Source organism: Thermobacillus sp. (assembly GCF_003390775.1).
GTDB classification, from domain to species: domain Bacteria; phylum Bacillota; class Bacilli; order Paenibacillales; family Paenibacillaceae; genus Thermobacillus; species Thermobacillus xylanilyticus.
Genome location: NZ_QEWA01000040.1, coordinates 13,216 through 28,004 on the forward strand (window position 1 = coordinate 13,216; position 14,789 = coordinate 28,004).

14 protein-coding genes are annotated in these 14,789 nt (G+C 63.2%); 8 read left to right on the forward strand and 6 right to left on the reverse strand.

The features are described from left to right. Window positions 1–253: 253 nt before the first annotated feature. Window positions 254–835: a DNA-directed RNA polymerase subunit delta gene (rpoE, locus tag C6W55_RS11110; protein ID WP_286892667.1), complete on the reverse strand. Its 582-nt coding sequence runs from the start codon at window positions 833–835 to the stop codon at window positions 254–256. A 216-nt stretch (window positions 836–1,051) separates the two neighbouring features. On the opposite strand from rpoE, the gene C6W55_RS11115 reads away from it, so the two are divergent. Continuing rightward, window positions 1,052–2,197, forward strand: a complete 1,146-nt coding sequence (locus C6W55_RS11115) for a S8 family peptidase (RefSeq protein ID WP_286892668.1) — start codon at window positions 1,052–1,054, stop codon at window positions 2,195–2,197. Window positions 2,198–2,200: 3 nt separating this feature from the next. Here the strand turns inward: C6W55_RS11115 and argS are convergent, their stop codons facing one another. After that, window positions 2,201–3,877 (reverse strand): arginine--tRNA ligase, encoded by a 1,677-nt coding sequence (gene argS / locus C6W55_RS11120; RefSeq protein WP_015256299.1) that lies wholly within the window; start codon window positions 3,875–3,877, stop codon window positions 2,201–2,203. Beyond that, window positions 3,874–4,311 carry a YwiB family protein gene (locus tag C6W55_RS11125; RefSeq protein WP_015256300.1) on the reverse strand — a complete coding sequence of 146 codons (438 nt, stop codon included), beginning with the start codon at window positions 4,309–4,311 and terminating at the stop codon, window positions 3,874–3,876. The genes argS and C6W55_RS11125 overlap by 4 nt, the downstream gene beginning before the upstream one ends. A 506-nt stretch (window positions 4,312–4,817) precedes the next feature. Between C6W55_RS11125 and purB the strand changes: the two genes are divergently transcribed. The 7 genes from purB to C6W55_RS11160 all read left to right on the forward strand — a co-directional run bounded on the left by purB (window position 4,818) and on the right by C6W55_RS11160 (window position 11,915). Beyond that, window positions 4,818–6,188: an adenylosuccinate lyase gene (gene purB / locus C6W55_RS11130; RefSeq protein ID WP_286892669.1), complete on the forward strand. Its 1,371-nt coding sequence runs from the start codon at window positions 4,818–4,820 to the stop codon at window positions 6,186–6,188. A 36-nt stretch (window positions 6,189–6,224) separates the two neighbouring features. Next, window positions 6,225–7,385: an amidohydrolase gene (locus C6W55_RS11135; RefSeq protein WP_286892670.1), complete on the forward strand. Its 1,161-nt coding sequence runs from the start codon at window positions 6,225–6,227 to the stop codon at window positions 7,383–7,385. 53 nt (window positions 7,386–7,438) lie between these two features. Further along, window positions 7,439–7,954 (forward strand): GNAT family N-acetyltransferase, encoded by a 516-nt coding sequence (locus C6W55_RS11140; RefSeq protein WP_015256303.1) that lies wholly within the window; start codon window positions 7,439–7,441, stop codon window positions 7,952–7,954. Further along, complete coding sequence (gene solA / locus C6W55_RS11145; protein ID WP_286892671.1) at window positions 7,951–9,081, forward strand: N-methyl-L-tryptophan oxidase; 1,131 nt, start codon at window positions 7,951–7,953, stop codon at window positions 9,079–9,081. The genes C6W55_RS11140 and solA overlap by 4 nt, the downstream gene beginning before the upstream one ends. Before the next feature lie 138 nt (window positions 9,082–9,219). After that, entirely contained in the window at window positions 9,220–9,936 is a 717-nt protein-coding gene (locus tag C6W55_RS11150) for a YwaF family protein (protein ID WP_286892672.1), read from the forward strand. A 177-nt stretch (window positions 9,937–10,113) separates the two neighbouring features. Then, window positions 10,114–10,473, forward strand: a complete 360-nt coding sequence (locus C6W55_RS11155) for a BlaI/MecI/CopY family transcriptional regulator (protein ID WP_015256306.1) — start codon at window positions 10,114–10,116, stop codon at window positions 10,471–10,473. Further along, window positions 10,470–11,915, forward strand: a complete 1,446-nt coding sequence (locus C6W55_RS11160; protein ID WP_286892673.1) for a M56 family metallopeptidase — start codon at window positions 10,470–10,472, stop codon at window positions 11,913–11,915. The genes C6W55_RS11155 and C6W55_RS11160 overlap by 4 nt, the downstream gene beginning before the upstream one ends. A gap of 81 nt (window positions 11,916–11,996) precedes the next feature. On the opposite strand, the gene C6W55_RS11165 is transcribed toward C6W55_RS11160, so the two are convergent. Genes C6W55_RS11165 through C6W55_RS11175 form a run of 3 tightly spaced genes read right to left on the reverse strand, consistent with a single transcriptional unit; the run spans window position 11,997 to window position 14,753 of the window. Next, window positions 11,997–13,319, reverse strand: coding sequence for an MmgE/PrpD family protein (locus C6W55_RS11165; protein ID WP_286892674.1), 1,323 nt, complete (start codon window positions 13,317–13,319; stop codon window positions 11,997–11,999). Window positions 13,320–13,321: 2 nt separating this feature from the next. Next, window positions 13,322–14,068 (reverse strand): amino acid ABC transporter ATP-binding protein, encoded by a 747-nt coding sequence (locus C6W55_RS11170; protein ID WP_015256309.1) that lies wholly within the window; start codon window positions 14,066–14,068, stop codon window positions 13,322–13,324. Between the two features lie 13 nt (window positions 14,069–14,081). Then, complete coding sequence (locus C6W55_RS11175; protein WP_015256310.1) at window positions 14,082–14,753, reverse strand: amino acid ABC transporter permease; 672 nt, start codon at window positions 14,751–14,753, stop codon at window positions 14,082–14,084. Window positions 14,754–14,789: the final 36 nt, after the last annotated feature.

A 14,789-nucleotide genomic window follows, 5' to 3' on the forward strand; every position in this document is an offset into this window, starting at 1 on the left:
GCTTGTGCTTGGAGGTCAAGTGAATCGGCTGGCGCCGCGCCTTTCCTGCCGGCGCGTCCGATTCGCGTCGACCGACAAGCCTATACAAGCATCAGTCCTGCTTGTGCTTGGAGGTCAAGTGAAACGGCCGATGCCTTCGGGCTTGAGAAGGCATGTCCGTCTCGCGTCGACAGACATGGCGATGCAAGGCATGAAACCTGCTTGCTCTTGTCTGCCAAGCGAACGGATTGCGGCTCGCGCCTGCGGAGTCCCGTCACACGTCCTCTTCGTCTTCGGCATCGAGATCGTCCGCGTCGTCCTCGAACTCGTCCTCGACCTCCGGCTCCAGTTCGTCGTCGACCTCGAGATCCGGCTCGTCGAGCTCTTCGTCGTCGATCGGAACTTCCTCGTCCACATCCGCTTCGTCGTCGGCTTCGTCGTACAGATCTTCGCCGTCCTCGTCGTAGAGGTCGTAATCTTCTTCGTCCGTAACGTATGCTTCTTCCTCGTCGCCGTACAGATCCTCTTCCTCTTCGTCATCATCGTTGATGATGCGCGGACGCGACGCCCCGAGGGACGGATCTTCGCTCCGGTCAACCGGGTACCACCGCTTCAGCCCCCACACGTTGGAACCGACGCAGGCGAACCGGCCGTCGATGTTGATCTCCGTATAAATCTGCGCGATGACTTCGTTGATTTTCTCCTCGGAAAAGCCGCGGATCCTGCCGATCTCCTGGATCAAATCCCGGTAGTACATCGGCTCGTTGGCTGTTTTCAGAATTTCGAAGGCCAGATCGACCATCGGCATTTCTTCAATCCGTTCGGGATCGAGCTTCAATCGAATCTCGCCGCTCATCGAACACATCCTCTCGCGCAAGTCATCTAACCAGCATAGTTCTATCCATTGTCAACCTATAGTAAACCTCATTTCATTTCAAAAAGCAAGCAACGCGAAAGGGGGATCGCCGCCCGCCGGCCGCCCAATTCGGGAGAGCGGGACATCTGCTCATGCCGCTGTCCAGACGCCCTCATAGTATAAGTCCAGCATGTTCCACCCGGGAGGAATGCGCCGATGGACTTAAGCCCGGTTCTCAGATGGCTGGAGGAGAGGGCGCTGACCGCCCCGGACCGTCAAGGAGTCCGCTGCATGCTCAGGTTTCGCCACCCCAGAGATTATCGCCGCTTCGTCCGCGAGTGGACGGCGCGGCATCCTCCCGGGCGGCCGGAAGGTCCGGCCATCCGGCTCCTTCCGCTCATCCGCGGCGTCAGCTTCATGCTTCCGGCAGGCCGTCCGACCGGTCTGCCGTGGGCGGGATGCGCCCTCGAGCCGGACTCCCGCATCGCTGTCCACGGCACCGTTCGCAGTGCGCCCGCCGTCGAACAAGGCATTCCGTGGGGCGTGAAACAGATCCGCGCGCCGATGGCCTGGCGCCTGACGACCGGCTACCGCATCAAAGTCGGCGTCATCGACACCGGCGTCGACTTCAGCCATCCCGATCTCCGTCATTCCATTTCACGGGGCATCAACCTGCTGGCGCGCAGCATGCTGCCGCATGACGACAACGGCCATGGCACGCACATCGCCGGCACGATCGCGGCCGCGAACCAGCTGCACGGCATGGTCGGCGTCGCACCCCGCGCGGTCATCCACCCGGTGAAGGCGTTCGACCACAACGGCTCGGCCTACGTCTCCGACATCATTCTCGGCATCGAATGGTGCATCCGCAACCGGATGGACATCATTAACATGAGCTTCGGCATGAAGACGCGCAGCCGCGCGCTGCTGGCCGCCGTGCAGAACGCCTGGCGCGCCGGCATCATCATCGTCGCATCTTCCGGAAACGACGCGAAGCGCAAGGCGATCGACTATCCCGCCCGGTTCCCGCAGACGCTCTCCGTCGGCGCCACGACGCGGATGCGGAGAATCGCACCGTTCAGCAACCGGGGCAGTCTGGTCGACATCTATGCGCCGGGGGACAAAATCATCTCCGCCTGGCTGCGGGGCAAATACAACGAGATGAGCGGCACGTCGATGTCAACCTCCCACGTCACCGGAGCGATCGCCCTGCTGCTCGCCTACCGGCCGGGACTTTCGCCGGCCGAGATCAAGGAGATTCTGCGCAATTCGATGAATCCCCTGCGCGGCGCGAAGGCGCCGAAACGGACCGGCGAGATCGACGTGATGCGCATGCTGGCGGCCGCCGACCGGCTCGGCTGAATCTTACATCCGCTCCGGCGCCGAAACGCCGATCAGCCGCAGCACATTGGCGATGACCGTCCGGACGGCGGCCAGCAGCGCAAGCCTTGCTCCGGTCTGCGCCGCGTCGTCCGTAATGACGCGCTCCGCCTTGTAGTAGCTGTGGAACTGCGAAGCGAGTTCATACACATAGCGGATGAGACGGTGGGGCGCATAGGCTTCCGCGGCATCCGCCACTTCTTGCGGCAGCTCGCCCAGCTTGCGCAGCAGCTCAAACTCCGCCTCGGCGGTCAGCCGTGTCAGGTCCGCCTTGTCGTGGTCGACGGCGATCCCCTGCTCCTCCGCCTGCCGGAAAATGCTGCATATCCGCGCATGGGCGTACTGCACATAATAGACCGGGTTGTCGTTCGACGTGGAGACGGCGAGATCCATGTCGAAGTCGAGATGCGAATCCATGCTGCGCATCGTGAAGAAATAGCGGATCGCGTCGACGCCGACCTCGTCCATCAAATCTTCCATCGTCACCGCCTTGCCGGTCCGCTTCGACATCTTCACCTTCTCGCCGTTCTGATACAGGCTGACCATCTGGGCGATCAGGACGACCAGCCTGTCCGGATCGTGTCCGAGGGCGGCCATCGCGGCCTTCATCCGCGGGATGTACCCGTGGTGGTCGGCGCCCCAGATGTTGATCAGCCGGTCGTATCCGCGGCGGAATTTGTCCCGGTGATAGGCGATGTCCGGCGTCAGGTAGGTGTAGGAACCGTCCTGCTTGACGAGGACGCGGTTCTTGTCGTCGCCGAACCGGGTCGACTCGAGCCAGACCGCGCCGTCTTCCTCATAGACCATGCCCCGCTCCCGCAGCGCCTCCACCGCGGCCTCGACCTGGCCGGTCTCGTACAGCGACGTCTCGCTGAACCAGTTGTCGAACTTGACGCGGAACCGCTCCAGATCGCGCCGGATTTTGTCCAGCTCGCGCGTCAGGCCGTACTCGCGGAAGAAGCGCAGCCGCTCGTCATCCGGCAGCGAGAGCAGCCGGTCGCCTTCCTTCTCCGCCAGCTCCTTCGCGAAGCCGATGATGTCCTCGCCGTAGTAGCCGTCCTCGGGCATCTCCGCTTCGAGGCCGAGCTGCTGGCGGTAGCGCGCCTCGATCGATTTCGCGAGGTTCGTGACCTGCGCGCCCGCGTCGTTGATGTAATACTCGCGCGTCACGTCATAGCCCGCGAAGTCCAGCACGTTGCACAGCGCGTCGCCGACCGCCGCGCCGCGCGCGTGGCCGAGATGAAGCGAACCGGTCGGGTTCGCGCTGACGAATTCGACCTGCACCTTCTGCCCGCGGCCGATATTCACCCGGCCGTAAGATTCGCCCGCCCGGAGCACTTCGCCGATGACCGGGTAGAGATAGCTTTTGTCCAGGCGGAAATTGATGAACCCGGGCCCCGCGATCTCGGCGGATTCGATCATGGCGGCGCCCCGGTCGAGATGTTCCAGAATCGCTTCCGCGATCTGGCGCGGATTCCGCTTCGCCAGCCTCGTGAGTTGCATCGCCGCGTTCGTCGCAAGATCACCGTGCGCCTTGTCCTTCGGCACCTCCACGACGAATGCCGGCAGCTCGTCGCGCGCCGCGATCCCGGCGGCGACCGCCGCATCCGCGATGGCGTCTTTCACCCGCTGATGGATGCGTTCCAATACATGATCACTCATGATTCATCTGCCTCCCGTATCGTTAGGTTGATGACGAATTCTCCGGCATCGGCGCCCCCCGCTTCCAGCCGGTAAGCCCAGCTCCACACCATCGGAAAGCTGCGGCCGTCCGCCTCGACGCGCAGCCGGCGCGTCCTCGTTCGGAGATCAAACCGGACGAGCGGCGTCCGGTAATAGCCTCCGGTCTCAACGCCCGGCTCGAACGTCTGGGCGCTCTCGACGTCCCCCGTGCGAACAAGCCGCAGCGTCCTGCCGTCCCAGCGCAGCGTCGAGCGGATCCGGCCGTCCTCTTCCGCATAACGGAGATACAGCGCGCCGGCCTTGGCGTAGAGCCTGCCGTCGAGCACCGACCGCGCGGTCTCGCCGCCGTCCTGCCGGCTTTCGAGCGCGATCTTCACGGGCAGTCCCTCAGCCGGAATCGCAGCCAGTACCATGTCTTGCACCTCCGCGCAAAGCTCAAGAAGCCCGATCATCACAAAACCCCCGTCCCATGAAAGAGACGGAGGTTTATCCGCGGTGCCACTCTTCTGGAAGACGCGCCTCATCGTTCCCGTCTCCGCACGCCATCGTGCTTGAGATCGGGACGGGCATCTTCCCCTTGAAGCGATAACGGCGTTCTGCCGGGTTCCCCTACGCGCGCCGACGTCATCCGGCGTCAGCGGTTCAGGGAACCAACTCGCGGGTGCGCTTCCTCCGCTGGGACCCGCCGGCTTCCACCGTCCCGGCTCGCTGCATGGGGCTTGATCAGCGGAGTACTCTCCCGGTCATCGTCGCTAACAGATTTCCACCATTATACTGTGCCTGCCGCCGGCTGCGCAAGAGCTGGGAGCGGATATCCATTGACCGCCGGGAATGCTAGTAGTACAATAAGCGATAACCAAGTGATTAAGTCGGATTTTGGCGACGAAACCCACACCAATCAGCAAAGAAGGGAACCAACATGTCCTCACACGTCATTGACATGGTCATGCTTCGCAATGTGTTCGGCACGCCCGAGATGCGCGCCGTCTGGTCGGACGAGAACCGGCTGCAGAAACATCTCGACGTCGAGGCGGCGCTCGCGCTCGCCGAGGCGGAACTCGGACTGATTCCCGCGGATGCGGCGAAGGTCATCGCCGAGAAGGCCAGGGTCGAACTGCTCGACCTGCAGGCGATCGCGGACGAAGTGCTGAAGGCGAAGCACTCCCTGATGCCGACGATCCGGGCGCTGCAGGCGCTCTGCGGGCCGGAGGCCGGGGAGTACGTTCATTTCGGCGCCACGACGCAGGACATCGTCGACACCGGCATGATGCTTCAATTGAAGGAAGCCCACGCGATCATCGTGCGCGATCTCTCCGCCGTCGCCCGGCAGCTCGCCCGGCTCGCCCGCGAATACCGTGACACGCCGATCGCCGGCCGGTCGCATGGCATGCAGGGGCTGCCGACGACGTTCGGCTTCAAGATCGCCGTCGTGCTGAGCGAAGTGCTCCGGCATCTCGACCGGCTGAAGGAAGCGGAAGCGCGCGTGTTCACCGGCGTCATCGGCGGCGCGGTCGGCACGTACGCGGCGTTCGGTCCGCTCGGCCCCGAAGTGGAGGCGCTCGCGCTCCGCAAGCTTGGGCTTCACGCGCCCGACATCTGCTGGCACTCCTCCCGCGACCGGCAGGCGGAATACATCGGCATCCTCGGCATGATCAGCGCCACGCTCGGCAAGCTGGGGAACGAATTCTACAACCTGATGCGCACCGAGATCGATGAGCTGGAAGAGCCGTTCACCTCGGGCAAGATCGGTTCCTCCACGATGCCGCACAAGCGCAATCCCGCGGCGTTCGAAGGCATCGCCAGCCTGGCGAAGCCGGTCCGCTACAACGTCGCGCTCGTACAAGAGGCAATGATCGTCGAGCACGAGCGGGATGCGATGTCTTGGCGGGGCGAATGGATCGCGCTGCCGGAGACGTGCATCTACCTCTCCGCCCAGCTCTCCTCGACGAAGGCGGTGCTCGAAGGGCTCGTCGTCAAGCCCGAAAACATGCGGCGCAACCTCGATCGGCTCGGCGGACTGCTGCTGTCCGAGCGCGTCATGTTCGCGCTGGCAGACCGCCTCGGCAAGCAAAGCGCGCACCATGTCATCTATGAGCTGTCCATGAAGGCGGTGGAGGAAAACACGCCGTTCAAGGACGTGCTGCTGGCGGACAAGCGGGTGGCCGAAGCGCTGGACGAGAAGACGCTGGAAGAGCTGCTCGACCCTGCCGCCTACCTCGGATCGGCGCCGCAGATCGTGGACCGGGTGCTGGCCCGTGCGGAACAGTCGCCGTGGCTCAGGGAAGACTGAAATGACAACCTATTCTAAAAAAGGAGGATGGTCGATATGCCGCTTCAAGCTTTGAAAGATTCGGCCGGAGCGCTCGCGCCGCATCTTGTCGCCATCCGACGCGAACTGCACATGCATCCGGAACTGTCGCTGGAAGAATTCGAGACGACCCGGCGCATCCGCGGCTGGCTGGAGGAAGCCGGCCTGAGCGTGCAGACGTTCGGCCTCAAGACCGGCCTGGTCGTCGACATCGAAGGCGCATCCCCCGGTCCGACGGTCGCCCTGCGCGCCGACATCGACGCGCTGCCCGTCACGGAAGAGACCGGCCTGCCCTTCGCGTCGTGCGAGCCGGGCAAAATGCATGCGTGCGGCCACGATTTCCATACCGCTTCGATGATCGGCGCGGCGCTGCTGCTTCACAAGCGGCGGGATCGATTGAAAGGCCGCGTGCGCATGCTTTTCCAGCCGGCTGAAGAGATCGCTGCAGGGGCCCGCGCGATGATCCGGGCCGGCGTGCTGGAAGGCGTCGACGCGATTCTCGGCATGCACAACAAGCCGGAGCTGCCGGTCGGGACCGTCGGCATCCGGACGGGCGCGCTGATGGCCAGCGTCGACCGCTTCGAGATCCGGGTGACGGGCAAGGGCGGCCACGGCGCGATCCCGGACGCCGCCGTCGATCCGATCGTCGCCGCCAGCGCCATCGTAGGCGCCCTGCAAACCATCGTGAGCCGGAACGTGAGCCCGCTGGAGAGCGCGGTCATCAGCGTCTGCCGGTTCCAATCGGGCGCGACGTGGAACGTCATTCCGGATTGCGCCGAACTTGAAGGAACCGTGCGCACCTTCAACGCCGACGTGCGCCGGCGCATCCCGGAACAGATCCGCCGGGTGGCGGAGGGCGTAGCCGCCGGTTACGGCGCGTCGGCCGAGCTGATCTGGACGGAAGGCCAGCACTTCGTCAACAACGATCCGGCGATGGCCGCCCTGATGACGCGGGCCGCCGAAGAGCTGGGCCTAACGGTGGTCGAGGCGCGGCCGACGACCGCCGGCGAAGACTTCTCCGTCTACCAGGAGCATGTCCCCGGATGTTTCATCTGGATGGGCACAAGCGGAACCGAGGAATGGCACCACCCGAAGTTCACGCTGAACGAGGATGCCTTGCCGGTCAGCGCCGTCCTGTTCGCACATGCGGCGGAACTTGCGCTTGAAACGTTGGCGTGACGGTTCATGCGTTGATTTTTTCCCATATGAACGAGAGATGAAGGTGACCCCGCATGTCTGACTTCACTTACCGGCTCGCCGTCAAGGAGGACGCTCCTGCGCTGCTCGATCTGACGCTCCGGGCCTACAAGCCGATCCGCGAGCTCGGCATCAACTTCGCGGCCGCCACCGCCGATCTGGCGCTGGTGGAAAGCAACATCCGCAACCACATGTGCTTTATTATGGAAGAAAGCGGGAAGCCGCTCGCGACGTTGACGCTGCGGATGCCCTGGGGGCCGCAGCCCGGACCGTTCGGCGTGCCGCACATCTGGTGGTTCGCGGTCGATCCCGACCTCGGACGCAAAGGAATCGGCTCCGCGATGCTCAGCTGGTGCGAGGAGACGATGGTCCGCGACACCCTGAAAAGTCCGGCCGTGTCGCTCGGCACCGCGAAGGAGCATCCGTGGCTCGGCGACATGTACGTGCGCAGGGGGTATGTGCCGATCATGGAGAAGGATCTGGGCAAAGGGCATACGACGATCTTCTACAAGAAGGAACTGCTTCCGGAAAGCGGGGAGACGGGCAGATGAGCGCGCCGATCTATGACGTCATGGTGGTCGGTGCGGGCTCGGCCGGCATGAGCGCCGGGTATCATCTTGCCCGGCGCGGCGCGCGCGTGCTGTTGATCGACGCCTTCGACCCGCCCCACCGGGAGGGCAGCCATCACGGCGAGACCCGGCTCATCCGCCACGCGTACAAGAAAGGCTCCGCCTATATCTCTCTCGCGCTCCGGGCGGACGAGCTGTGGCGGGAGCTGGAGCAGCTTGCGGGGACGACGCTGCTCGTCCGCTCCGGCGTGATCAACATCGCCGATCCGGAGCATTACAGCTTCGGCAGCCGCCCGGATGACGCCCGGGCGTTCGGCGTCTCCGTGGAAATGCTCGATGGGGCCGAGATGCGCAGAAGATGGCCTGGACTTGACCTGCCCGACCATTTCATCGGGATGTACGAGCCGGAAGCGGGCTATCTGTTCAGCGAGCGTGCGATCGCCGCTTATCGCGGGCTGGCGGAGGCGGCGGGCGCGAAGCTCGTGACGAACACGCCGGTGCTGCGCGTGACGGCGGATCAGGCCGGTGTCGCCGCGGAGACCGCCGAGGGCGTCTTCCGCGCGGAGAAGGCGCTGCTCAGCGCCGGCGCATGGTTCGAACAATTGGAGCCGTTCGTCCGCTTCCCCTTGCGGCCGCTGCGCATCCCGGTCGGCTGGTTCGGGACGGAATCGGCCGAATACCGCGCCGGCGAGTTTCCCGGCTTCACGCTGCATACCGCGGAAGGCGGGTTTTACGGTTTCCCCGACTTGGGCGGCGGCCTGAAGATCGGCAAGCACGACGGCGGCCGGGACTGGCGGCCCGGCGAGCCGCTGCATCCGTTCGGGCATTACGAGACGGACGAGCAGTCGCTGCGTCAGGTCGTGCAGAAGTATATGCCGCGGGCGGCGGGGCCGCTGCTGCAAAGCTCCGTCTGCAAGTACGAGTTTACGCCGGATGAAGATTTCGTGATCGACCGGCATCCGCAGCATCCGAACGTGCTCGTCATCGGCGGCTTGTCCGGCCACGGGTTCAAATTCGCCAGCGCGCTCGGCGAGATCGCCGCGGAACTGCTGCTGAACGGCTCGACCCGCTTCGATCTCGGCGCCTTCTCGCTGTCCCGGTTCATATAATTCATAGGATTTGGAAAGGAAAAGGGCTTGCCTTCCAGGCGGGCCCTTTTTCATGCGCACAAACATGTTGCCAGAACGGGTTGATTTGTGAAAAAATGGTGAACAAAACAGAGAAAAAACGAAAAGGGGGTTGACGGTATGGAACGGGTGCCTTTTTTCGGCTCCGAAACGGCTCCTTTCACGTTCTATTCGCCGTCTCATTGGGTGTCTCTTGTCATCATCGCGGCGGTAAGCGCATTCACCCTCGGCTGGCGCGGTCTGCGGGAGCGCCCGCGTCTCGCGGACGTCATTCGCCACGCGCTGGCCGCGATGCTGCTGCTGCTCGACATTGCGCTCCATATCTGGTATTTCGTTGCCGACCAGTGGGATCCGGCCTACACCCTGCCCTTGCATCTGTGCAGCCTGACGCTGATCCTGTCCTTCATCATGCTCTGGACCCGAAGCTATCGCCTGTTTGAATTCAACTACTTTGCCGGCATCGGCGGGGCGCTGCAGGCGCTGCTGACGCCCGCCGCCATTCTGTCGGGGTATCCGCACTTCACCTTCTTCTATTTCTTCATCGCCCATGGCGGCATCATCGTCTCCAGCCTGTTCATGATCGCCGCGTACGGCTTCCGGCCGACATGGTCTTCCATCTGGCGCACCATGCTCTGGCTCAACATCCTGCTCATCCCCATCGGCATCGTCAATGCCATAACCGGCGGCAACTACATGTTCATCGCCCGCAAGCCGGACGACCCGTCGCTGCTCGACCTGCTCGGCCCCTGGCCGTGGTACATTCTGTCGCTGGAAGGCGTCGCGCTGGCCATGTGCGTGATCCTGTACCTGCCCTTCGCCCTTCGGCCGAGGCGTTGAGTTGCGCCGCAAAGACGGCCGCAGCTCCGCTGCCAACCGACTCCCGCACGCATGCTCGTATGCGGGGGCTTTTTTTTCGCGTTCCACTAGCGCGGGCACCGTTGACAGAACAGGTTTATTGCGATAGACTCTTCGTTAGGTCGATTACGATAAACCTGCAGAAAGGCGATGGCTGCGATGGAACCGCCCAAATTGTTTGAGGCCGAATACAAGTTTGCGTGCCTGGTCTGGGATCACGAACCGATCAATTCGACGGATCTGGTGAGATTGAGCCGGGAGCAGCTCGGTTGGAAGAAATCGACGACTTATACCGTGCTGCGAAAGCTGTGCAGCAGAGGGATTCTGAAAAATGAGAATGCGACGGTCACAGCCCTTGTGAAGAAAGCCGATGTGCAGCAATACGAGAGCCGGGCGGTCGTCGACAAAACTTTCGATGGATCGCTCCCGCAGTTTCTGACTGCTTTCCTCGGCGGCAAGAAACTGACCCGGCAGGAAGCCGAGGCGTTGAAACGGATCATTGAGGAGGCGGCGGAGTGACGAACCTGTTTTTCACCGTTGTCAATATGAGCATTGCCGCCGGGTTCACGGCGCTCGTGGTGATCGCGGCAAGACTGGCGCTGCGGCGCGCTCCCGCCGTGCTGTCCTATCTGCTGTGGATTGCCGTTGCCGTCCGGCTCGTCATACCGGTTCGTCTTGCGTCGCCGCTTAGCATCATGCGGCCGATTGAGCCTCTCGCCGCGGAAGATTCGGGCTTCATGACCTTCGTGTCCCCTGAACTGAAAACGACAGCGATGGATGCCGGCATGCGGGGGATCGAGCGCATGGCGGAGACGATGATGCCCGCCGCGAAAGTGCCGGGCGTGGACATGCTGGACATGCTCATCCGGCTCGGCGGCATCATCTGGATCATCGGCGTCATCGTTCTCCTGGCCAGAAGCGCCGTGAACTATTGGAACGTTCGAAACAGCATTCGGACAGCCGTCCGCATCCGCGATCATATTTACGAGTCAGACCGGATTGACACGCCGTTCGTCTTCGGCCTGCTCAAGCCGAAAATCTACGTTCCGACAGGCCTGAGCGAACAGGAGCTGACGTACGTCCTTCTGCATGAGCAGACCCATATCGACCGGCGGGATTATGTGATCAAACCGCTGGCCTATATCATGGTAATCATCCACTGGTTCAATCCGCTGATCTGGCTGTCTTATGCGCTGATGAGCAAAGATATGGAAATGTCCTGCGACGAGAAGGTATTGGACAAGACGGGCGGCCGTCACAAGCGGCCATACGCTGCCGCATTGTTGTCGTGTGCCGTCCGCAGTTCCGGGCTTCGCGCCGGGTCTTCTCCGGCTTTTGGCGAAAACCAGGTGAAGGCGAGAATTCGCAACATTCTCGCGTACCGGAAACCATCCGCCCGGGTGATCGCCGGGTACATGCTGGCCATCGCCGTCCTGATTGCGGCGTGCTCGACAAACCCGAAGATGGCGCAGCCGGTGCCGCACACCGACCGGCAGACGTTCTATTCCGGTTACAACCTGACCGAGTTGATGAACAACAAGACGTTGTACGTGGGCCATGCCGGCAAAGTCGGCGGTCTCATCCACGGCATGCCCGAACCGGAAGGCTTGGACTGGAACGGCATCGAGCTGCAGACAACCGAACCGCCTTACGGCGTGATCATCCGTTACCAAATGAATGCAGCTGCCGATCAGGCAGAGACAGGAGACGCCGCCTACGAGACATTCTGCCGCAACGCCGTTCTGCTCTTCAGCCTGATCGACAACGTCGACCGCATCAGTCTTTCGATCGGCGATCAGACGAACCCGGACGGCAGCGCCTCGTACAGCATGACGGTCACGCGGGAACAGGCCGAAGCTTGGCTCGGCGGCGATGTCCGGCCTTACAGCGCGGACGCATCCGGCCTGCAACGGCTGATTGACCAAGTCAACCGCCTGTCCTTCGATTTCTCGCAGTCATAAGAAAAGCCCCAACCCGTCAAGGTTGGAGCCGTGTGAAAGTCCCGGCCGGTGTGCCGGGACTTTCGCTTATGCACCGGTCCGTCATCCTTCGCCGAGCAGACCGATGAAAGGCCTCACATCCCGCGCCTCATCCAGGCGCAGCACCTGTTCCCGTATGGCCGCCGCGTTCGGACCGGTCACGACTTCTTCGAACTTGCGCTCAAGCTCCGCCTCCGTGACCGGATTGCCGGGGGAGCCCTTCGGGCGGTCGCCGACGGCGGTCACCGTCCCGCCGTCCGTGAGCGTCACCGTGATGCGCGTGTACCTCACGCCCGTTGGCTCGTCCATTACGTTCGTGCGCCGCATCCGGTCCATGTAGGCCCGGATCTCGCCGTCGATCGGCACCCGCTGGAAGTCGCCGGCGCGGATGCCCCGGCCGCTCAGGATCAGCGCGGCGATATACTCGATGCTGAAGCGGCCCTCTTCGCCGTTCAAGGGGCGTTGATGGATGAGCGCCGCATCGCTCCGCCCGGTGAAGGCGATCTCGATCGCTTCGATCCGGTCGAGCGGAATCCGGCCGAGCTGCTCGGCCGCGTGCCAGCCGAAATACGCCGCAGAGCAGAACGGGTACAGCTTGTGCCACAGGCCGGGGCTGACGATCCGCGGGACGGCGTCCTCGCGCAGCAGTTCGGCGCGCGCCCGCTCTTCGCCCTGGCCGAACACGGCGAAATAGCCGAGCCGGCCGTCCAGGCTGGCGCGGCTTCCCTGCACGTCCGCTTCCGCGAGCAGCAGCGACCGGATCCCTGCGGCCGCGGCCAGCCCGGCATGGAGCGGCTTCGTCTCCGTGCCGAAGTGGACGCGCAGTCCGCCGGCCTGCGTCGCGGCGAGCCCGAGCGCCAGCGCGGCCCGCTCCGCCGGCCAGTCCAGATAATGCGCGCCGGCGATCGCCGCCGCCAACGCGCCCGCCGTCGCCGTGTTGTGAAACCCGCGCTCATAATGTTCATTCGACAGCGCCAGCGCGATGCGCGCCATCGCTTCAACGCCGACGATATACGCTTCGAGGAAACGCCGGCCGTCGCCGCCGCGGTCGCCGAGCGCGATGAGCGCCGGCAGAATGACGGTGCTCGGATGGCCGCGCACCTCCGCATGCACATCATCATAATCGAGCGCATGGCCCATGAAGCCGTTGATGAGCGCCGACTGCCCGCGATTGACGCGGCACCCGTGGAACAGCACCGGCGCAAGCGGCCGGCCGCCTTCCTCGTCCGCCGCCCGGATCAGCTTCATAACGCCGGCATCCGCCCTCCCGGCGAAGGCGGATGCGATGTAATCCAATATGCCGTACTTCGCTTTCTCCAGACTCTCCCCGGAGAAAGGCATGCGCCACAGCTTGTCCAGGAACGCCAACGTCAGACTGTCCGCCATCGTCACCGCTTCCTGTTCGCGTGGAATGTCCGCAGGAACTGCTTCGTCCGCTCTTTCCGCGGGTTATCGAGCAGCTCGGCCGGCGGGCCCTGCTCCACGATGTTGCCGTCCGCCATGAAAATGACGTGATCGGACACATCCCGGGCGAAATCCATCTCGTGCGTCACGATGATCATCGTCGTATCCATCTCGGCAATCTTCTTGATCGTCTGCAGCACTTCCGACACGAGCTCCGGGTCGAGGGAAGACGTCGGCTCGTCCAGCAGGATGGCGTGGGGCCTGAGCGCGAGCGCCCGGGCGATGCTGACGCGCTGCTGCTGGCCGCCGGAGAGCGTGGCGGGATAGTTGTCCCGCTTGTCTTCCAGGCCGACCTGCCGGAGCAGCTCCATGCCGAGCTCCTCCGCCTGCTTCTTCGGCATCTTCTTCACGACGATGAGCGATTCCGTCACATTCTGCAGAGCGGTCTTGTTCTTGAACAGATTGTAATTCTGGAAGACCATCGCGGTCTGCAGGCGAAGCTGCCGGATTTCCTTGTTCGTGCACTTCTCGGCGTCAACCCGCACGCCGCCGATCTCGATCACGCCGGCTTCCGGCCGCTCCAGGAAGTTCAGGCAGCGGATGAGCGTCGATTTCCCCGATCCGGACGGACCGATGATCGACAGCACTTCGCCGTCCTTCACCTCGAAGTCGATGCCGTTCAGCACGACGAGGTCGCCGAATCGTTTCTTGAGGTTTGTCACTTTGATCATGGCCAATCAACCTTCATGTCCGATATGGGCGATCCAGATAGTTCTCAAGCTTCTGCTGCAGATACGTATAGACGATGATCAGCAGCCAGTAGATCAAGGCGACCGCCAGATAGGCTTCGAAGAACCGGAACGATTCGGCGGCCTGCATCTTCGCTTCGGCGAAAATCTCGACCACCCCGAGCGTGAACGCCAGGGACGTCTCTTTGATCAGGCTGATGAAAATGTTGCCGGTGCCGGGCAGCGCGTTGCGCGCCGCCTGGGGCAGAATGATCCGCCGGTACGCCTGAAGCTTCGTCATGCCGCCGGTGATGCATGCTTCCATCTGCCCTTTGTCCACCGAGAGGAACGCCGCCCGGAAAATCTCGGCCAGAAACGCCGCCTGCTTGAATCCGAATCCGATAACGGCCGCCGTTACGGCATCCATTTTGGTGAATACCGGGAACAGCTGCGGCAGGCCGTAGTAGATCAGGAACAGCTGCACCAGCATCGGAATGGCGCGGAAGAAAGAAATATAGACGGCCGCTCCCGAACTGAGCAGCCGGTTCCTGCTGTTGCGGGCGAGAGCCAGCACCAGCCCGACCGCGATCGCCAGAATCATGGCGAGCACCGCCATGAGCAGCGTGATCGGGATGTACTGAATGATCCTCGGCAATATTTCAATGATGTAGGATGGATCGAAATTCACGTCTATCGCCCGCTCCCATGCGCTTTCGCGCGGTTC